Source organism: Achromobacter sp. 2789STDY5608615 (genome assembly GCF_001298995.1).
Taxonomy (GTDB): domain Bacteria; phylum Pseudomonadota; class Gammaproteobacteria; order Burkholderiales; family Burkholderiaceae_B; genus Achromobacter; species Achromobacter insuavis.
In genome coordinates, this window is the sequence record NZ_CYTY01000015.1 from 78,488 (window position 1) to 98,296 (window position 19,809).

At 63.8% G+C, this 19,809-nt stretch carries 15 protein-coding genes and 1 pseudogene; 7 read left to right on the forward strand and 9 right to left on the reverse strand.

Going from position 1 to position 19,809, the window contains the following annotated elements:
* The 5 genes and pseudogenes from AOZ49_RS15125 to AOZ49_RS15145 all read left to right on the forward strand — a co-directional run.
* A partial coding sequence (locus AOZ49_RS15125) for a type I restriction-modification enzyme R subunit C-terminal domain-containing protein (RefSeq protein WP_054476193.1) occupies positions 1 to 240 on the forward strand: 240 nt, incomplete at its 5' end.
* A gap of 25 nt (positions 241 to 265) precedes the next feature.
* Positions 266 to 1,742 (forward strand): annotated as a pseudogene (locus tag AOZ49_RS15130) (N-6 DNA methylase).
* A complete protein-coding gene (locus AOZ49_RS15135) occupies positions 1,739 to 2,779 on the forward strand; it encodes a PDDEXK nuclease domain-containing protein (RefSeq protein ID WP_054476194.1) in 1,041 nt (346 codons plus the stop codon). The pseudogene AOZ49_RS15130 and the gene AOZ49_RS15135 overlap by 4 nt, the downstream one beginning before the upstream one ends.
* On the forward strand, positions 2,772 to 5,141 hold the full coding sequence (locus tag AOZ49_RS15140; RefSeq protein WP_054476195.1) for a restriction endonuclease subunit S: 2,370 nt from the start codon (positions 2,772 to 2,774) through the stop codon (positions 5,139 to 5,141). Before AOZ49_RS15135 ends, AOZ49_RS15140 begins: the two co-directional genes overlap by 8 nt.
* Before the next feature lie 105 nt (positions 5,142 to 5,246).
* Positions 5,247 to 6,212: a COG2958 family protein gene (locus AOZ49_RS15145; protein ID WP_054476197.1), complete on the forward strand. Its 966-nt coding sequence runs from the start codon at positions 5,247 to 5,249 to the stop codon at positions 6,210 to 6,212.
* 185 nt (positions 6,213 to 6,397) lie between these two features.
* On the opposite strand, the gene AOZ49_RS15150 is transcribed toward AOZ49_RS15145, so the two are convergent.
* The 5 genes from AOZ49_RS15150 to AOZ49_RS15170 form a co-directional block, all read right to left on the reverse strand.
* Entirely contained in the window at positions 6,398 to 8,689 is a 2,292-nt protein-coding gene (locus AOZ49_RS15150) for a TonB-dependent siderophore receptor (protein WP_054476198.1), read from the reverse strand.
* A gap of 226 nt (positions 8,690 to 8,915) precedes the next feature.
* A complete protein-coding gene (locus tag AOZ49_RS15155; protein WP_054476199.1) occupies positions 8,916 to 10,529 on the reverse strand; it encodes an ABC-F family ATP-binding cassette domain-containing protein in 1,614 nt (537 codons plus the stop codon).
* A gap of 247 nt (positions 10,530 to 10,776) precedes the next feature.
* Positions 10,777 to 11,274, reverse strand: coding sequence for a DUF2938 domain-containing protein (locus AOZ49_RS15160; protein ID WP_054428950.1), 498 nt, complete (start codon positions 11,272 to 11,274; stop codon positions 10,777 to 10,779).
* Positions 11,275 to 11,452: 178 nt separating this feature from the next.
* Positions 11,453 to 11,899, reverse strand: a complete 447-nt coding sequence (locus tag AOZ49_RS15165) for a MarR family winged helix-turn-helix transcriptional regulator (RefSeq protein ID WP_054476200.1) — start codon at positions 11,897 to 11,899, stop codon at positions 11,453 to 11,455.
* A 3-nt stretch (positions 11,900 to 11,902) separates the two neighbouring features.
* On the reverse strand, positions 11,903 to 13,501 hold the full coding sequence (locus AOZ49_RS15170; protein ID WP_035359525.1) for an MDR family MFS transporter: 1,599 nt from the start codon (positions 13,499 to 13,501) through the stop codon (positions 11,903 to 11,905).
* 336 nt (positions 13,502 to 13,837) lie between these two features.
* Between AOZ49_RS15170 and AOZ49_RS15175 the strand changes: the two genes are divergently transcribed.
* Together AOZ49_RS15175 and AOZ49_RS15180 are read left to right on the forward strand one after the other, a co-directional pair.
* A complete protein-coding gene (locus tag AOZ49_RS15175; RefSeq protein WP_054476202.1) occupies positions 13,838 to 16,333 on the forward strand; it encodes an AsmA family protein in 2,496 nt (831 codons plus the stop codon).
* Positions 16,330 to 16,713 carry an MOSC N-terminal beta barrel domain-containing protein gene (locus tag AOZ49_RS15180; protein WP_054476206.1) on the forward strand — a complete coding sequence of 128 codons (384 nt, stop codon included), beginning with the start codon at positions 16,330 to 16,332 and terminating at the stop codon, positions 16,711 to 16,713. The genes AOZ49_RS15175 and AOZ49_RS15180 overlap by 4 nt, the downstream gene beginning before the upstream one ends.
* Before the next feature lie 45 nt (positions 16,714 to 16,758).
* Here the strand turns inward: AOZ49_RS15180 and AOZ49_RS15185 are convergent, their stop codons facing one another.
* The 4 genes from AOZ49_RS15185 to rsmD form a co-directional block, all read right to left on the reverse strand.
* Entirely contained in the window at positions 16,759 to 17,979 is a 1,221-nt protein-coding gene (locus AOZ49_RS15185; protein WP_054428945.1) for a benzoate/H(+) symporter BenE family transporter, read from the reverse strand.
* Positions 17,976 to 18,227 carry a YfhL family 4Fe-4S dicluster ferredoxin gene (locus AOZ49_RS15190; protein WP_006391351.1) on the reverse strand — a complete coding sequence of 84 codons (252 nt, stop codon included), beginning with the start codon at positions 18,225 to 18,227 and terminating at the stop codon, positions 17,976 to 17,978. Before AOZ49_RS15190 ends, AOZ49_RS15185 begins: the two co-directional genes overlap by 4 nt.
* A gap of 189 nt (positions 18,228 to 18,416) precedes the next feature.
* The gene (gene coaD, locus AOZ49_RS15195) at positions 18,417 to 18,920 is read right to left on the reverse strand and encodes a pantetheine-phosphate adenylyltransferase (protein WP_006385942.1); all 504 of its coding nucleotides are present in this window, start codon (positions 18,918 to 18,920) and stop codon (positions 18,417 to 18,419) included.
* A 58-nt stretch (positions 18,921 to 18,978) separates the two neighbouring features.
* Positions 18,979 to 19,545, reverse strand: a complete 567-nt coding sequence (gene rsmD, locus AOZ49_RS15200; protein ID WP_054428943.1) for a 16S rRNA (guanine(966)-N(2))-methyltransferase RsmD — start codon at positions 19,543 to 19,545, stop codon at positions 18,979 to 18,981.
* Positions 19,546 to 19,809: the final 264 nt, after the last annotated feature.

Below are 19,809 nucleotides of genomic sequence, written 5' to 3' on the forward strand. Positions count from 1 at the left end.
GAACAGGTCAAGAAGCGTCATTACTTCGCCAAGTACGGCGAACAGGCGCAGAAGGTCCTGGAGGCGCTGCTCGATAAGTATGCTGACGAAGGCGTAGCAGCCATCGAGGAAACGCAGATCCTTGCCATAGCTCCATTCAACCGTTTAGGCACGCCAATTGAACTGGTCCGTGCCTTTGGCGGAAAGAATCAATACCAACAGGCCGTCAATGAGCTCGAGCGAGAGCTCTACCGAGCCTGATCAGAATTAGTTCCAGGAAGTATTCATGTCACTTGCAACTCTCATCAAGGCCATCCAGGACATCATGCGCAAGGATGTCGGCGTCGATGGCGACGCTCAGCGCATAAGCCAGATTTGCTGGCTGTTGTTCCTAAAGATCTTCGATGACAAAGAGCAGGAGTGGGAACTCACCCAGTCCAACTACCGTTCGCCGCTGCAAAGCCGCTTTCGCTGGAGCAACTGGGCCAAGGACCTGGAAGGCATGACCGGGGAAGAGTTGATCGACTTTGTCAACAACGACCTCTTTCCTTCCTTGAAACAGCTTGCCACCAAGGCGGGCGTGTCCGCGCAAGGCCGGGTAATCGGCTCGGTGTTCGAGGATGCCTACAACTACATGAAGTCCGGCACGTTGCTGCGCCAGGTGATCAACACCATCGAGGCAGACGTGGATTTCAACAAGTCCAGCGACCGGCACCTGTTCAACGATATCTACGAGAAGATCCTCGCCGACCTTCAGTCGGCCGGCAATGCTGGCGAGTATTACACCCCCCGTGCGGTCACGCAGTTCATGGTGGATATTCTCGATCCGAAGCCGGGCGAGAGCATCCTCGATCCAGCCTGCGGCACTGGCGGCTTTCTGGTTTGTGCGATCGAGCATTTGAAGAAGCAGGAAGCAACCGCCGAAGATCGGAAGCTGCTCTCGGAAAACATTCGTGGCGTTGAAAAGAAGCCCCTGCCGCATATGCTGGCCATGACCAACATGATGCTGCATGACATCGATGTTCCGGATATCAGGCACCGAAACACCCTGGCACGTCCTTTGCAAGACTACAGTCCACGCGAGCGCGTAGATATTATTCTTACGAACCCGCCGTTCGGGGGGAATGGAGGAGGACGGGATCGAGAAGAATTTTCTCGCCAAATATCGCACCCGCGAGACTGCCGACCTGTTCATGGCGTTGATCATGCACCTGCTTAAGCACGACACGGGCCGCGGCGCCGTGGTGCTACCAGATGGCTTCCTGTTCGGCGAGGGGGTGAAGACTACGCTCAAGCGCGAACTGCTGGAAGAGTTCAACCTGCACACCGTCGTGCGCTTGCCCAAGGGCGTGTTCGCCCCTTACACCAGCATCGCCACCAACATCCTGTTCTTCGAGAAGGGCGGCCCCACTAAGGACGTATGGTTCTTCGAGCATCCCTACCCGGCAGGCTACAAGAGCTATTCCCGTTCCAAGCCGTTGACCATTGAGGAATTCGATCTTGAGAAAACCTGGTGGGGCGGCCCGCAGCGTAAGGGGCGTAAGACCACCGAGCATGCCTGGAAGGTCTCTGCCAAGGATCTGGCTGCTCGCAACTACAACCTGGATTGCAAGAACCCGCACGAGGTGGCTGTCGAGCTGGGTGATCCGGATGAACTGATGGCCGAATACCAGGACATCACCCGCCAGTTGCAGGCCGCCCAGCAAGCGCTGAAAACCGAACTGCTGGCGGCGCTCAAGGCCACCAGCGGGGAGACAGAATGAGCGACAAGCCCGTCTCCCTCGTTCCAGCGCCGGAAGGCTACGCCAACTGGTTGGGCGAGCTGAAGAACCGCATCCACAGTGCCCAGCAGCGGGCCGCGTTAGCCGTCAACCGCGAACTGGTGCTGCTCTACTGGCAAATCGGCCGCGACATCTTGCAGCGGCAGGCCGAGCAGGGCTGGGGGGCCAAGGTCATCGAGCGGCTGGCGCACGATCTCAGAACAGCCTTTCCCGAGATGAAGGGCTTTTCCCGCGCCAACCTGATGTACATGCGCTCCTTCGCCGACGCCTGGCCGGACGCGGCAATTGTCCAACAGGCTGTTGGACAATTGCCCTGGGGCCACAACCTGGTGCTGCTGGCCAGGCTGAAGCAGCCAGAACAACGCCTGGCCTATGCCCAGCGTGCCGTGGAACACGGCTGGTCGCGCGCCACACTGGAAATCCATATCGAATCCCGCCTGCTGGAACGAGAAGGCCAGGCGATCACCAACTTTGCCAACCGTCTCCCCGCGCCGGGGACCGATCTGGCCCGCCAAGCCCTCAAGGATCCCTACCTGTTCGACTTCCTGGATGTCGGCCAGGAAGCTAATGAACGGGAGATCGAGTCAGCGCTGGTCAAGCACATCACCCAGTTCCTGTTGGAACTGGGTGCGGGCTTTGCCTTCGTCGGTCGCCAGGTTCATCTGGAAGTGGGCGGTGACGACTTCTATATCGACCTGTTGTTCTACCACCTCAAGTTGCACTGCTACGTGGTCATTGAGCTGAAAGCCGAGAAGTTCAAACCGGAACACCTCGGCCAATTGAGCTTTTACCTCACCGCCGTGGATATGCAGGTCAAGGCCGAACAGGACAACCCCACCATAGGCCTGTTGCTCTGCAAGAGCAAGAACACCGTGGTGGCCGAATACGCATTGCGCGACAAGACCCAGCCCATCGGCGTGGCGGAATACCAATTGATCGAATCCCTGCCTGAAGAACTGCAAACCAGCCTGCCCAGCATCGAACAGATCGAGCGCGAACTGGGGGGCGAGCATGAATAAGCACACCGCCGAACTACTGGAAAAGCATTTCGATACCGTCTTTGCCGCACCCGATGGCATCAAGAAACTGCGCGAGCTGATCCTGACGCTGGCCATGCAGGGCAAGCTGGTGCCGCAAGATCCGAACGATCAGCCCGCCAGCAAGCTGCTGAAAGAAATTGAGGCTGAGAAACAGCGGCTGGTGAAGGAAGGCAAGATCAAGAAACCCAAGCCCCTACTGCCGGTGGTGGAAGAAGAAAAGCCGTATGTATTGCCGCAAGGATGGGAATGGGTGCGATTGCGAGATATTTGTCATGATTGGGGTCAAAGAGTTCCTGGCAGTCGTTTCACATATATAGATGTTAGCGCTATTAATAACAAGTCAGGCAGGATCACTGAGGCACAAATAATTGGCGCCTCTGATGCACCTTCCCGTGCAAGGAAGATAGTTCATCCAGGGGATGTTGTTTATTCGACAGTACGTCCCTACTTGTTGAACGTTGCCATTATTGAACGTGAATATGAGCCCGAGCCCATTGCAAGTACTGCATTTGCAGTTCTGCATTCTTATAATGGAGTGCTCAATAGATTTGTCTTTCGTTACCTGCGCTCGCCAATTTTTATTAGCTATGTTGAGCGCACTCAAAAGGGTGTTGCATACCCAGCAATAAATGATGGCGACTTCTTCTCAGGACTATTCCCTCTGCCACCATCAGACGAACAACATCGAATCGTCGCCAAAATCGACGAACTGATGGCTCGTTGCGATGAACTGGAAAAACTGCGTACTGCACAGCAGGAAGCGCGCTTAACCGTTCATGCCACAGCCATCAAGCAACTGCTGAACATCGCCGAACCCGACCAGCACCAGCGCGCCCATGCTTTCCTCGCCGAACACTTCGGCGAGCTCTACACCGTCAAGGAAAACGTCGCCGAATTGCGAAAAGCCATCCTGCAACTGGCGGTGATGGGCAGGCTCGTCCCTCAAAACCCGGACGACCAACCCGCCAGCGAAATGCTAAAAGAACTCGAAGTAGAAAAAAAGCGGTTGGCAGAAGAAGGGAAAATCAAGAAGTTCAAGCCACTGCTACCGATAAAAGAAGAAGAAAAACCCTATGTACTTCCGCAGGGGTGGGAATGGGCAAGATTCGACAATTTAATCAACCAAGAATTTCCTATTGGATACGGCGTTCTTGTTCCGGGGCCAGATGTAGACGGTGGAGTGCCTTTTGTGCGGATTGAAGATCTGGATATTAAGGCCCCAAGGATGCAACCCAGTAAAAGCATCAGTGAAACCATTGCGAAAAATTTCGAACGCACTAAGCTGGTTGGTGGTGAGATTCTAATGGGTGTGGTCGGAAGTATTGGAAAGCTCGGAGTTGCACCAAAAGAGTGGGCGGGAAGCTATATTGCGCGGGCTGTCTGTCGAATTGTTCCGGCATTGAGGGTGAACAAGACATATATTTTATGGGTCCTTCAAAGTGCGTTCATGCAAATGAATTTTCGCGGCGACACGAGAACCTTAGCTCAGCCGACTCTTAATATTGGTCTTATAAGAAATTCATTGACACCACTCCCTCCGCTAGCAGAACAACAACGCATCGTTACCCAGATCGACCAGTTGATGGTGTTGTGCGACTCGCTGGACAAGCAAATCAATGCCTCCACCGGCAAACAAGCAGAAATGCTGAGCGCTCTGATGCATACCCAAGTTCAAGAAAACGCAGAGAAAACACTCAGACCAGCATCGTCTTCAAGGGCCCAAATTGTTGATTTGACCGCCTACCGTGCCGCCATTGGCTGTTATGCGATAAATAAACTTGCCAACGGCCAATATTTCGGTCGCACCGCTGCAGCCAAGGTGATGTACCTAGCGCAAGCTTACGTGGGCCTGGAACTGGATCTGAAACCCGAGCGTGAAGCTGCCGGGCCACTAGATACCTGGATTTATGATTTCGAGCGTCAAGGTCAAGGCAAGCGCTGGTTCGAGGTCAATGAAAAGACCTTGGTCAACGGCAGGAAAAAGACGGAGTACCGTTGCTTGTCGGCGTTATCGGAGCCTGCGGCCAAAGCCGAAGTCCTGATGACGTCCGGACAGAAGACTGAATTTGACCGACTGCTCTACGCCCTGGCAGACAAGAAGACCGAAGAAGTCGAGATCGTCGCCACTCTTTTCGCTGTTTGGAACGATTTTTTAATCGACGGCGTTCGACCGACGGATGCCCAGATCATCTCAGAGCTTCGCGAGAACTGGCATGAACGTAAGGCACGCTTCACCCCAGCCGAGCTCGGCCGGTGGCTGGATTGGCTGCGCAAAGAGGGCATTGTTCCTCGAGGACTGCCGCCAAGAACCGTCCACCAGTCAAAGTTGGCGCTTCATTAGCGAGTATTTTTTAAATGGCGCCAAGGGCTGGAGTCAGAGCGATGTCATGCATGGAAATGCGAATATTCACTGGTGAAACTATGCGGGAAAGAATGGAGAAGTAACGTGGCGCTGAATCTCGCAAAAGCAGTAGTGGCCTATTTGCAGGCGCGGCCCGAGGAAAAGTTCACGGCTAGGCAAATCGCCGAGTGGGTGTTCGCTACTTTTCCTGTGGAGTGCCAGGAAAAGCGAGCTAATAGTCGAGGCGACTATCTCAAGTCGGATGCTGATCTCGTTCAACAGCTCGGCGCGGAAATCAGTTCGCAGCGACCTCGCATGCAAAAGAAGCACCCAGCACTTAAAACCACTGAAGACTATCCGCGGAAGTACTACTACTCAGAGAAATCAGATAGTGCGGAGGTGGCCGCAGCCGAAGGCGACGCCGAAACTGAAACCGCCTCCGTAGCCGTGGGAGGGGATGCTTCAGTTTTTGGTGAGCATGCGCTGTACCCACTTCTTTCACAGTATCTCTGGGGGGAGTTCGGCATCTTTTCCAAACGCATCGACGAGAAGCGTTCGGCGAACAAGCGCGGACCGAATGGCAACCGATGGCTTTATCCGGACATGGTGGGTATGGAGGACTTGGGCGCGGACTGGCATCGGGAGGTGCGCGACTGCGTTAAACAATACTCAGACAAGCGCACCAAGCTTTGGTCATTCGAGGTCAAGCTGCTTATCAATCGCTCGAACGTGCGCGAGTGTTTTTTTCAGGCCGTATCGAATTCGTCATGGGGAAACTTCGGCTATCTGGTCGCAGCGGAGGTCAGCGGGCAGGACACGCTGAAAGAGATGCGGATGCTGTTCGCGGCTCATGGTATCGGTTTCATCAAACTGGATGTGGACAACCCTGCGGAAAGTCAGGTGCTGGTTCCCGCGCGTGAGCGTGATGAAATTGATTGGGATATGGCCAATCGGTTAGCCACGGAAAATCGAGATTTCCTCGACTATGTCAAATTGGTTAGGCAGTTCTACCAGACAGGCGAGGCGCGCTCGAAGGATTGGGATTTGCCCGAAGAGGATTCAGATGAATAGCGAACGGCTTACTCAACCTTGTGGAGGCATCGGCTGACGCGTCTCTCCAAACCCCTCGGGGCGTTGATGCTTGCGTGCATTCAAACTATATGAGTCAGACGAGGGCGCGAATTAGCTTGCGCCAGTAAGGGACCGGCGCAAGCGGTTGGTCGAGTGAGTACTGCTCTGACCTGGTGTTGCGGTCTTCAGAACTTCGCCTGCAAGCTCAACGTCACCCGCCGCGGCTCGCCGTAGATCAATCCGTTATAGAACCCATACTGCCGGTAGTAGGTCTTGTCGAACAGGTTGCTGACGTTGAGCATGGCCGACAGATGGCGGTTGATGTCGTAGCGCGCCATCGCGTTGAACAGCGCATAGCCCTTCAGGGGAATCAGCGACCTGTCGAAGCCGCCGTGGCCATCCGGCTGGCCGAGGTAGGGGTCGGACACCGTATTGCCTTGCCAGGTCAGGCCGCCGCCGATGGTCAGCCCCCGCAGCATTCCCTGCAGCCGGTAGGTGGTGTTCAGCCGCAGCAGATGGCGCGGGTCGGGACGGTCGGCGGTGTCCTTGTTGCCGACGTCCAGATAGGTGTAGCCCAGATAGACGTTCCAGGCGGCAGTCATGGCGCCGGCGATTTCGGCGTCGACGCCCTTGACGATGACGCCGGTGCCGGGCCGGTAGGCCTGGTCGCCATCGGGCGTCAAGCTGTCGCCGTCTTTCAGGGCGACGTTCTTCTGCAGGCTGCGGAATGCCGATACGGCGGCATTGAGCGCGCCATTGAACCATTCGCCCTTGATGCCGGCCTCGTAGCTGGCGCCCGTGATGGGCTTGAGGGTGTCGCCGCTTTCGTTCTTGCGGTTCTGCGGCGTGAAGACATCGGTGTAGCTGGCATAGACCGAATAGGTCGGCGTCAAGCCATAGACCAGGCCGTAGTAGGGCGTCCAGGCGTGGGCGGCGTTTTCCCCGGTGCGCGCGCCGCGGACGCCCGCCGCGTTGTAGTTGTCGCTGTGGATCTGGTAGAGGCTGCGGCGCAGCCCGGTGATCAGGGTCAGGTCGTCGGCGAGCTCGAAGCGGCCCGCGACGTAGCCGCCATATAGCGTTGTCCGGGTGACGCGGCGGGCGTCGGTGCGGAACGCGCGGATGTTGCCGTATTCGTCGCCGCGCCAGGCGCGCCAATCGGCCACGGGCAATTCGGTGCGGTACTGGCAGCGTCCCCTGAAGCCGGCGATGCCATCGATGCTGCAGTTGCTGCTGTTGAAAGTCCAGGACGGTTCGTCCATGCGGGAGCCGTTCAGGCCGACGAGCAGTTCATGGCGGCGTCCGAACAGTTCCAGCGGGCCGGACAGATCCAGCGAGAAGGCGTCGGTTTCGCCTTCCGTTTCCGAGTGGATGGCATTGAGGTAGGCGCCGCTGCCATCCTGCTTCCAATGGGGCCAGCGGACCTTGCCGTTGTTGACCTTGATGGCGCCCTTGTTGTTCAGGTCCGCGCGCGAGGTGTGGGCATAATCGGCGCGCAGCTTCCAGTCGTTGTCGAAGCGATGGTCGAGCGAGGCGAACAGCGTCTTCGCTTCCATGTCGCTCTTGCTCCAGTCCGCCGCGAGGTTGAAGCTGCGGCGGAAATGGGTCGGCGAGCCGTCCGCGAACCAGACGGGCACGTTGGCGCCCCAGGAGGCGCCGTGGAAGATGCTGTGTTCGTACTGGAAGCCCAGCCCCACCTGCGTGCGGGCGGTCACATCCATGGCGACGCTGGCCAGGAACCCCTGCCGCTCGATGCCCGAGCGGTCGCGGAATCCGTCGGAGTCCTCGCCGCTGAACACCAGGCGCGAGCGGACGCGGCCGTCCGCCGCCAGCGGTATGTTGATGTCGCCCACGGCATTTTTCTTGTTCCAGCTGCCGGTGCGCAGGATCAGGCTCGCACCGAGCGTGCGGCCAGGGCGCTTGCGCACCAGGTCGACGGTGGCGGAGGGATCGCCGATGCCGCCCATCAAGCCGTTCGCGCCCCGCACGATGCTGACGCGGTCGTAGAGATCCATGTTGATCGCGCCGCTGCCGCCGCCGTTGAACGAGGATCCGCCGATGATCGACAGGCCATCGACCTTGTAGTTGGTGATGTTGAATCCGCGGGACCGGTAGGTGGTGCGCCCGCCGCCGTTGTCCAGCTCGACGAAAGTGATGCCGGTGGTGCTGCCCAGGACGTCGCCGATGGACTGCATGCCCTGGTCGTCCATCTGCTGGCGCGTGACCACCGACACGGACTGGGGGGTTTCCTTGGGGCTCAGGGTCAGGCCCGTCGAGGCGCGGGTGGCGGGAACGGTATAGGCGCGTGTCGTCTCGGTGGGTTCGTCGGTCTGCCCGGTCACTTCGATGGCGGGCAGCGTGGCCGGGGCGGGCGAGGCCGTGGCGCCGGCGTCCGGCTGCCGCGCTTGGGCGGGGGCCGATGCCAGGGCCAGGGCAATCAGGCCGAGCAGGACGGACGAGCCAGACGGATGTGGGTGCATGAAGGGATCCCTTGAAACTTGAAAAGCAATGCCATTGATTGGCATTTCCATTTCGTAAATGAGGCGCCAAGGGAATATGCCGGATCTCTGGCGAAATGGATCAAGCCGGGCCGCGTGGCCCGCAAAAGAAGACTTGTTCAAGGCAGGCGCGGCGCGAGCCCCGCTGCGCGCGCGGCGGGCAGGACGATGGTGTGCCCCGCCGGCCGTCAGGCGCCGTCGATTGCGTTCACCACGGTTCCAGGAGCCAGCCCTGTTGCGTGGCCTGCGGCCGATCCGTGAGCGCGAGGCTGTCCAGGAACGCGTCGTCGTGCGACACCACCGCCAGGGCGCCTGGGTAACCGCGCAGCATGCTTTCCAGCGCGAGCGTGGAGGGCAGGTCGAGGTGATTGCTAGGCTCGTCCAGCAGCAATAGCCGCGGCGGCGGATCGGCGTAGAGCGCGCAGGCCAGCGCCGCCTTCAGGCGTTCGCCGCCGCTGAGCGCGCCGCTTGGCGCCGTGATCTTGCGCGCGTCCAGGCCGAGGTGCGCCAGTCGCATGCGCAGTTCGCCTTCGTCGAGGGCGGCGTTGACCGCTTGCAGTTGTTCGAGCACGGGCCGATCCGAGGCCAGGTCGGCCAGGCGCTGGTCGAGATAGACGCATTCGGACGCGCCCTTGCGCTCGCCCGACAGGGGCGCGAGCAGGCCCGCCAGCACCTTGAGCAAGGTCGACTTGCCGCACCCATTCGGGCCGGTGACCGCGATGCGTTGCTGGCCGCCGAGCAGCAGGTCGACGTGGCGGGTGGGACCCGCGATGAAGGGCAACGTGACGGCGTCCAGCTCCGCCACGCGCCGCTGCGCCGCCTGCGCGAGGGGCAGGGCATGCAGCGAGATGTCGACGTCCTTGTCCACCTGCTGCGCGGCCTCGCGCACGGCCTGGGCCAGGCGCTCGTGGGCGGCGGCGTGTTGCTGCCGCAGCCTGCCGGCCGAGTCCTCGCTGCGGCCCTTTTGCCGGTCGAGCAGGATCTTGGCCTGGTTGGCCTCCTTGCCATGCCGCTGGCCGCGCGCCTGGCGGCGTTCCTGCCGCTCGCGCTGCGCTTGCATGGCCTGTTCTTCGCGCCGGCGTTCGAGCTTGTGGTGTTCGAGCCGCTCCAGGGCATTCGATCGTTCAAGCGCCTTGCTCGCGGCATAGGCGCTGTAGTTGCCGCCGTAGCCGCGCAGGCCCAGCGATGAGAGCTCCACGATGCGCGCCAGGGTGTCGAGCAGTTGCCGGTCATGGCTGACGACCAGCAGGCCGCGCGGCCAATGGCGCAACTGGTCGATCAGCGCCTGCCGGTTGGGCCGGTCCAGGTGATTGCTGGGTTCGTCGAGGATGAGGAAGTCGGCCTCGGACAGCAGGGCGCTGACCAGCGCCACGCGCATGGCTTCGCCGCCGCTCAGGGCGCTGGCGGGCGTCGCGGCGTCGAGGTGGCCGAGGCCGTCGCGTTCCAGCACTTGCCGCAGGCGTTGGCGGATGTCCCACCGGTCGCCGACGCGCTCGAAGTCTTCCGGCGCGCTGCTGCCGGCTTCGATGCGCGCCAGGGCGTCCAGCGTCGTTTGCACGCCGGCCAGGCTGGCGACCGTGGCGCCGGCGGGCGGGGAGACCTGCTGCGCCAGGTAGAAGACGCTGCCCGATCGCAGGCAACGCCCGCTCGACGGCGGCAACTGGCCGGCCAGGATCCGCGCGAGCACGGTCTTGCCGGCGCCATTGCGCCCGACCAGGCCGGTGGGGCGTTGGTCGAAGGTTTCGTCGAGTCCGGAAAAAAGCGGGCTGCCATCGGGCAGCAGGTACGACACGCTTTCGAGCGTGAGATAGGGAGTCGTCATGCGTGATGCTTCCAGGGATGCCAGGAACTCCCCCTGCGAACGGGGGCGGGTGGAGACTGGCCGTCATTGCGACGGCGGCATCAATGGCGCATGGGACGAATACCTCGATGGATGGAGTTCAGGCCGTTACTTTAAAAGCCCTTGGCGGAATTGGCAAAACGCGAGCGCGGCCAAGCCGTGCGCGGCGGCGGGAAGCGCGGGGCAAAGATGCCCATGCACCTGAGCCCGCGCGCCGAGGCGCGGCGTCTCAGGCGTCCAGGCATGCCGCGACCAGCCATCCCGCCAGGTACAGCCCGACGCCGAACGACGCATGCGCCATCAGGCTGCGCAGCCGCGCCACGCCGGGTTTCGGCATCCGCGAGGCCGCGATGCCGGCGCCCATGCCGGGTTGCAGGATCAGGAATGGCGCCGCGACCGTGGCGATGCCGACGATCAGCGCCGGCAGCAGCGTCGGCCGCGCGGCCCAGGCCGGGCCCCAGAGCGCCAGCAGCAGCAGGGCGAACAGGACGCCGATGGCGTAGTGGGCGATCCAGCCGATGGCGCGTTCGCCCGCGATGGGCGCCGAGCGCGCGATGCCGGGATGGGTCAGGCGGCCGCGCGGCAGGTGGCCGATCCAGCGGCCGACCATGGCGTAGTCCAGCGACGGCGCGTTGAACAGGCGCTTGAGCAGCAGCGCCCACAGATCCATGACGAGGGTGGCGCCGACGCCGATCAGCACGGCGCGAAGCAGGAGGTCAGAAGGCATGCGGGGATTCCGGCAAGATGAAATAACAATCAATAGATTAATTGAATGTTATTCAATAACCTTTCCGGGTGTCAATGGCACGGACGAATGGCGGGGCTTTGCCCGCGCGTAGCGGCACGGGGGTGAATGGCTTTGGTCGCGACCGTGGGCGCGCTGCCCTGGGCGGCCCCGGGCGCGGTTACTCGACCTTGTTGCCGCTGGCGGCGCGCAGGAAATTCTCTTCCAGCACGTTCAGCACGCGGTTCAGCGTGTCGATGTCGGTGGCCGACAGGCCCTTGAGCGATTCGTCGAAGAAGGCGGCCCGCTTGGGCAGGGCCTCGTCGACCACGGCCTGGCCGGCGGGCGTGAGGCGGGCGTTGGTCAGGCGATTGTCCTGCGCGTCGACCGCGCGCGCGATCCAGCCGAGCTTCTGCATCGCCTGCAGCTGGCGGGTGAGCGAGGCGGGATCGAGGCGGCAGCGTTCGGCCAGGTGCTTCTGCGAACACTGGCCGTTTTCATGCAGCGCCAGCAGGATGCGCCAGCGCGGCAGCGCGTGGCCGACCTGGCCGCTGAAGGCGCTCTGCATGACGCGGTAGGTCTGGCCCATGTGCTGGATGACCTGCAGGCCCTGTTGTTGTTTGGGCAAAAGCTACTCTCCGACGCTGGCGGGCTCCGGTTTGGAGACGCGCGCCAATTGCACCAGGGGGACGCGCCGCACGCACCAGAGCGCCAGCACCGCGACCGCCAGGGCGATGAGTTGCCCTTCGTGGATGGCGCTGACCAGCGCCACGCGCGCGATCTCGATCAGCGACGCTCCATCCTGGCCTTGATGCGCCAATTGTGCCAGGAACTGCGTCTGGGCCTCGGGATTGACCAGCATCTGCGGGTCGTCCAGCTGCGGCAGCCAGCGCGCCGAGGCGCCGCGCAGCGTCGATTCGACGCCGCTGAAGTAGCTGTGGTTGACCATGGTGCCGACCACGGCGGTGCCGAGCATGCCGCCGATCATGCGCAGCGATTGCAGCAGCGCGGTGGCGATGCCCAGGTGGGTGCGCCCGGCGGTCTGCTGCGCGAACACGGTCAGGTTGGGCATGATGAAGCCCATGCCCAGGCCGGCCATCAGCATGTAGCCGGCGATCAGCCAGTGCGCGGTGTAGTTGTGGGTGGTGACGATGCCCAGGCAGGACAGCGCCATCAGCAGGAAGCCCGCGTACAGCATGCGGTTGGGGTTGCGGATGCGGGTGATGATGCGGCCGTTGATGATGCTGCCGACGGTGATGAAGACCACCAGCGGCGTGATCAGCAGGCCGGCGTCCTGCGGCGACAGGCCGAAGCCGCCCTGCAGCAGCAGCGGCGCGTAGAACAGCAGCGAATACATGGTCACGCCGACCAGCAGCGCCAGCGTGAACAGCGTGGCCAGGCCGCGGTTGCGGAACATGTCGAACGGCAGCAGCGGATGCGGGCAGCGGCGTTCCCACCAGTACAGCAGGCCGAAGGCGGCGATGCTGCCGACGCCCAGCAGCACGATGGTGGCGCTCAGGCCTTGCTTGGGCAGCAGCTCCACCAGCAGCTGCAGGCCGCCGAGCGCGACGGCGATCAGCAGCGCGCCCTGCCAGTCCAGGCGCACCTTGCCCTCGGTGTGGTTGCGCAGGTGCGGCAGGTAGCGCGCCACGAACCACAGGCCGAGGATGCCGATGGGCAGGTTGACGTAGAACACCGAGCGCCAGCCGTAGTGCTCGGTCAGCGCGCCGCCCAGCGTCGGGCCGACCGCGTTGGCGATGCCAAAGGCCGAACTGAGCATGACCTGCCAGCGCAGCCGCACGTGCGGGTCCGGGAACAGGTCGGGAATGGAGGCGAAGGCGGTGCCCACCAGCATGCCGCCGCCCACGCCCTGCAGGGCCCGCGCCAGCACCAGCGTGAACATGCTGTCGGCGGCGCCGCACAGCACCGAGGCCAGGGTGAACAGCACGATCGCCGCCACCACGAAGGGCTTGCGGCCGTAGTAGTCGCCCAGCCGGCCGAAGATCGGCACGGTGATGACCGAGGTCAGCAGGTACGAGGTCGCCACCCAGGCATACAGCTCGAAGCCCTTGAGCTCGGCCACGATGGTGGGCAGCGCGGTGCCCACCACGGTCTGGTCGATGGCGACCATCATCATGACGAAGCACATGCCCAGCATGGCGAGCAGGGTCTGCCGGAAGGGAAGCACCTGGCCGGGTGAATAAGGGGTGCTGGGGGCGGGGGCGGGCATTGTTGGATGGATCAATTATTGATGGATCAATAATTCTAGTCCTACAATCGCCGAGACAGAAAACCGTCAGTTTCGGGCCTGGCGCGCAGGCGGGCCCGATTTGTTACGATAGCGGTATGTGCACGCTGGTCATGCCGGCGTCTTCAGCAGGTCTTTCCATGGCAGTCCCTCTCCGCTTGGCGTATCGGCCCCCGGCCTGACGCACGCGGCGGCATGCGATCGAAGACGGACAAATCATGAAGCCGCGCGTCCGGCGCGACGGCAAAGCGCCATTCCCGCGCCAGGCGCGGCGGGTGGCATTCTAGGATTACCAGTCGAGGTACCGACGGGGCGGCAATGAAAACGTGGTTCAAGCGCATTCTGATAGGCCTGGTGGTGTTGGTTGTCGTGGCCGTCGTTGGCCTGGCCATCTTTTTGCTGACGTTCGACCCCAACGCGTACAAGTACAAGCTCGAAGAGCTGGTCCAGGAACGCTATCACCGCACGCTCACGATCGACGGCGAGATCGAGCTGTCGCTGTTCCCGCGCATCGGCCTGTCGGTGCAGGGCGTGTCGCTGTCCGAGGTCAATAGCACCGAGACCTTCGCCTCCATCGAGAGCACCCGCCTGGCGGTGGCCGTGTGGCCGCTGCTGTCCAACAGCTTCGTGGTCGATCATGTCGCCATCAGCGGCTTCAAGGCGCGCGTGGTGCGCGGCAAGGACGGCCAGTTCAACTTCAGCAACCTGGTGGGCGGCACCGCGCCCGTGGTGGCCACGCCCGCCAATCCCGCCGAGGCCCTCGCGGGGGCGGCGCAGACCGCCGCGCAGGCCCTGACCAGCGGCACGCTGCCGCCGTCGCGCAACAACATGCAGATCGACATCGCCGGCCTCGACCTGAAGGACGGCGAGGTGCTGCTGCAGGACGAGATGTCGGGCATGGCCGTGGCCGTGACCAAGATCAACGCCAACACCGGCCGCGTCACCTTCAACCAGCCCTTCGATGTGCGCCTGACGGCGCGCCTGGAAGGCGGCAATCCGCGCATCGACGCCAATCTGACCGGCCAGGCGCTGCTGACGCTGGATCCGTCCGCCAAGCGCTACGCGGCGCAGAAACTCGACCTGCGCATGGACGGCAAGCTGCCGGGCGCCGAGGCCAAGAGCCTGGCGGTGCGCGGCAACCTGGCGTTCAACGGCCAGAAGTCGGCGCTGGACGTGGCCGGCCTGGAAGTCGTGTTCCAGGGCGACGTGACCGACCCGGCCGCGCGCGCCACCAACGTCGACGCCAGCGTGGCCATGCCCAAGCTGTCGATCGACCCGCACAAGAGCCAGTTGCAGATCGAGAAGCTGGCGGTGCGCGCCAAGGGCGGCGTGGCCGACGGCCCGTTCGAATTCGCCGTGGACGCGCCGGCGCTGAACATTTCGCCGACGCAGGCCACGGGCGAGGCGCTGACCGGCCGCGTGCGCATCAGCGGCCTGGACGCCAGCTTCGGCCTGAACGGCATCAGCGGCAACGCCACCGAGCTCGACATCAAGGAAGCCAAGCTCGACAGCACATCCAAGAAGGGCGAGCGCGTGGTCAAGCTGACCTTCGCCTCGCCGCTGTCGCTGAACCTGCTGCAGCGCCAGGGCGGCCTGGCGGGCCTGCGCGGCGACGTCAACATCACCGACCCGGGCCTGCCCAAGGGCAGCCTGCAGATTCCCGTGATCGGCAGCCTCAACGTCGACCTGTTGAAAGACACGGCCAGCAGCAAGATCAACGCCGTGCTCGAAGGCGGCAAGTTCGACCTGACCGCCGACATCGCCAAGCTGAGCGACGCGCCGCAGGTGAACTTCGCGCTGGCGGTGGACACGCTGGACCTGGACAAGCTGGTGCCGCCGGCGGCGGCTGCCGCCGCGCCGGCCAAGCCGCCCGCCGACGGCAAAAAGGACGAAAACAAGCCGGTTGCGCCGGCCGCGCCCGCGGACGATTCGATCAACCTGTCGGCGCTGGTCGGCCCGAGCGTGAACGGCACGCTCAAGGTCGGCAAGCTGGTGGTGCGCGGCCTGAAGGCCGATGACGTCGCCGCCGCCGTCAAGCTCGATCGCGGCAAGCTCGACATCTCCAGCCTGACCGCCGGCCTGTACGGCGGCAAGCTGGCCGGCGCGCTGTCGGTGGACGCGGCGCAGGGCAACCAGCTGGCGACCAAGATGTCGCTGGCCGGCATTTCGATCGAGCCGCTGCTGATGGACCTGGCGCAGCGCAACGTGCTGAGCGGCGCGGGCAGCCTGGCGCTGGACCTGAAGACCGCCGGCGCCAACGCCTATGCCATGAAGAGCGGCCTGGGCGGCACGCTGCAGGTGCGGCTGCGCGATGGCGCGGTCAAGGGCATCAACCTGACGCAGACGCTGCGCGAGCTGAAGGCCGCGCTCAAGCCCGAGTCGCAGGACGAAACGGTGGCGGCCGACACCAGCAAGCAGACCGCGTTCTCGGAAATGGATGCCGACCTGGCCTTCACCAAGGGCGTGGCGAGCGTCAAGCGCCTGAACGTCGTGTCGCCGCTGCTGCGCGTGACGCAGGGCGAGCCGGCCACCATCGACTTCGTCAAGAACGAGCTGGACCTGGTGGCGCGCGCGCGCGTCGTCAATCCGGCCGCCGACCCCGAAGGCAAGGAACTGATCGACCTGAAGGACGTGACGATTCCGGTGCACGTGCGCGGTCCGTTCGAGAAGCCCACCTACACGCTGCTGTGGAAGGACGCCATCGCCGGCATCCTCAAGCGCAGCCTGGAAAACAAGCTGCGCGAAGCCGTGACCGGCAAGGGCAAGGGCGGCGCGGCCGTGGACAAGGCGCTCAAGGGCCTGCTGGGCAAATGAGCGCCGCCTTCCAGCCCATCGCCCAGTGCGGCCACACGGAACAGGCCGAAGCCGCCGCCTATCACCGGCAGTGGCTGGTCGCCAATGATTCGGGCCAATGGCTCAATCGCGAGCTGTGCCCGCGGCTGGCCGACGTGACGGTGGAAGTGCGCCTGGGCTACCTGGTGCTGCGCGCGCCGGGCATGCTGCGCATGGATATTCCGCTGGACGTGATCGAGGACGACGACAGCGTGCGCTACAGCATGAAGGTCGGCGAGCAGGTCATCGACGTGGTCGACGAGGGCGAGCTGGCCGCCGCCTGGATCTCGAATTTCGTGCAGGTGCCGTGCCGCATCATGAAGGTGCATCCGGACACGCCGGTGACCGCCTGGCCGGACTGACCCGGCGCGGCCAGGCGCCGCGCTCAACGCGGGGCGAGACCCGCTTCAGGCCGCCTGCTTGCGCTTGAATTCAAATACGGTGTGGGCCAGCAGGCCTGCCACCAGGCCCCAGAAGGCCGAACCGATCCCCCAGAAACTGAAGCCCGACGCCGTCGCCAGCAGCGTGATGAGCGCGGCTTCGCGCCGCTGCGGATTGGCCATGGCGGCGGCCATGCCGCCCATGATGGTGCCCAGCAGCGCCAGGCCCGCCAGGGCCGCCAGCAGCGCGGCCGGCAAAGCCTGGAAGAACACCGCGACCGCGCCGGCAACGATGCTCAGCGCGAAGTAGCTGACGCCGTAGGTGGCCGCGGCGATGTAGCGCTTGGACGGCTCGGCGTGCGCCTCGGGGCCGGTGCAGATGGCCGCGCTGATCGCGCCCAGCGTGACGCTGTGGGCGCCGAAGGGCGCGGCCAGCAGGCCCAGGAAGCCGGTGGCGGCGACCAGCCGCGAGGCCGGCGGGCGATAGCCGGCGGCCTGCAGGATGGCCAGGCCGGGCAGGTTCTGCGAGGCCATCGCCACCACGAACAGCGGCACGCCCAGGCTGACCGCGGCCTGCATGCTGAAGACGGGCGTGGTCCAGACGAATTCGGTCAGGTGCCAGTCGAGCTGGTCGACCTGCACGAGGCCCAGGCCGGCGGCCATGGCGACCGCCACGGCCATCACCATCAGCACGGCGTAGCGCGGCGCCCAGCGCCGGCACACGAGATAGGCGGCGCACATGGCCAGCACCAGCGCCGGCTGCTTGCCGACGTTGGTGAAGATGCCCATGCCGAAGTTGAGCAGCACGCCGGCCAGCATGGCGGCGGCCACTTCACCGGGAATGCGGCGCAGGATGGGATCGATCCAGCCGAACAGGCCGCAGGCCAGCGTCAGCGCGGCGGCCAGCACGAAGGCGCCGATGGCTTCGGGGAACGGCACGCCGGCCAGCGCGGTGACCAGCAGCGCGGCGCCGGGCGTGGACCAGGCCATGACGATGGGCAGGCCGGTGCGCAGGCTGTAGGCCGCGCCGCCCAGGCCCAGCACCAGGCTGAGTGAACCGATCCAGGAACCGATGCGGGCGGCGTCCAGGCCGGCGGCGTGGCCGGCCTGCACCATCAGCACCGCGGTGCCGCCGAAGCTGACCAGCACGGCGACCAGGCCGGCCGCGATCGCGGAGGCGGACAGGTCGCGGCGGGCGTTGGGGCGGGAGGAGGGAGTGTCGAAGCCGGGCTGGGCGGTGTCGCTCATGCGGCACCGGTCAGGCGGCGGTACTTGGCCATCAGCTGTTCCTGGCCTTCATTCCATTGCGGATGCAGCTCGATGCATTCCACCGGGCAGACCACCTTGCATTGCGGCTCGTCGTGATGGCCGACGCATTCGGTGCAGCGGTCGGGGTCGATGACGTAGTAGTCCTCGCCCATGGAAATCGCGTCGTTCGGGCACTGGGGCTCGCAAACGTCGCAATTGATGCATTCTTCGGTGATGGTCAGGGCCATGATGGAGGGGCTACGGAATCCGGCAGGGATATTGCAATTGTACTGCCGGGCCCGCGGCGGGCCGGGCAAGCCCCTGGCGCCGACCTGCCCATCGCCGCCCATGAGGGGCGCCGAGCGGGCCGCCAAAACGCAGGGAGGGCGCGCAAGGCGCCCTCCGGGAGGGTTCGGTGAGGCGGAGAGCGGGGACGCTCAGCCCGGCCAGGATTGCTCGCGGCGTTCCTTGGCCTTTTCCTGCAGCCAGCGTTCCACCGAGGGGAACACGAACTTGCTGACGTCGCCGCCCAGCTGGGCGATTTCGCGCACGATGGTGCCGGAGATGAACTGGTATTGATCCGACGGCGTCATGAACAGGGTCTCGACGTCGGGCAGCAGATGGCGGTTCATGCCGGCCATCTGGAATTCGTATTCGAAGTCGGACACGGCGCGCAGGCCGCGCACGATGACGCGTCCACCCTGGTCGCGCACGAAATCCTTGAGCAGGCCGCCGAAGCTCTGCACTTCCACGTTGGGATAGTGCCCCAGCACTTCGCGCGCGATGTCCACGCGTTCGTCGATGCTGAAGAAGGGCTTCTTGTTGCGGCTGTGCGCGATGCCGACCACGACTTTGTCGAAAAGCGTGGCGGCGCGGCGGACCAGGTCTTCGTGGCCTCTGGTCAGCGGGTCGAAAGTGCCAGGGTAAACAGCGATGATCATGCGAGCTCCGTACCGTTATTAGTGGTGTACACCATCCTCCGAAGCTCGGATTATTGATCTATTTGCGCAATGCAGCAAATTCCAGGAGGTGGTAGTGCACCGCCCCGGCCTTGTCCTGGCGCAGGATCGTGAATCCCTCGGGGGGCTCGATGGCGTTTTCGGCCTCGACGTAGACCAGGCCGCCCTCGGCCAGGATGCCCGGCAGGATCGGCCACAGGCGCGGCAGCCAGCCTTGTCCGAAGGGCGGATCGAGCAGGATGAGATCAAATCGGGACGCATCCATTCTTTCGGCGACCTGCATCGCATCGCCCACGTGGATGCGTATCATGTCGGCTTTGAGCTTGTCGCGCAGTGTCCGCAGCGCGGACGCGGCGGTCTTGTCCCGCTCGACCATCTGTACATGCGCCACGCCGCGCGAGGCCGCCTCGAAGCCCAGGGCGCCGCTGCCGGCGAACAGATCCAGCACCTGCTTGTCGGCGAATTCGCCGCCCCACAGGTGGTTGAGCCAGTTGAACAGCGTTTCCCGCACCCGGTCGGGCGTCGGGCGGAGCGTCTCCACGTCGGGCACGACGATAGGGGTGCGCCGGTATTGGCCCCCGACGATACGAATATACTTGTTACCCATGTTTAGCCGCTTCTTCAAGAAAAAATCCCCTCCGCCCGCCGCGCCGGCCCAGCCCGCGCCGCCGCCGGAGCAGGTGGACGCCGGGATCGCGCCGCAAGCCGAGGTCGAGGTCCCCGCCCAGCCCGTCGAACCCATCGTTCCGGCCCGCGAATTCGCGCCCGTCGCGACGCCCGAGGTGACCCTGCCGGCGCCGTCCGCCGAGGTGCCCCCGCCAGCTTCGGCCAGTGTGCCGCAACCGGCGCAGGCCGTGGTGCCGCAACCGCA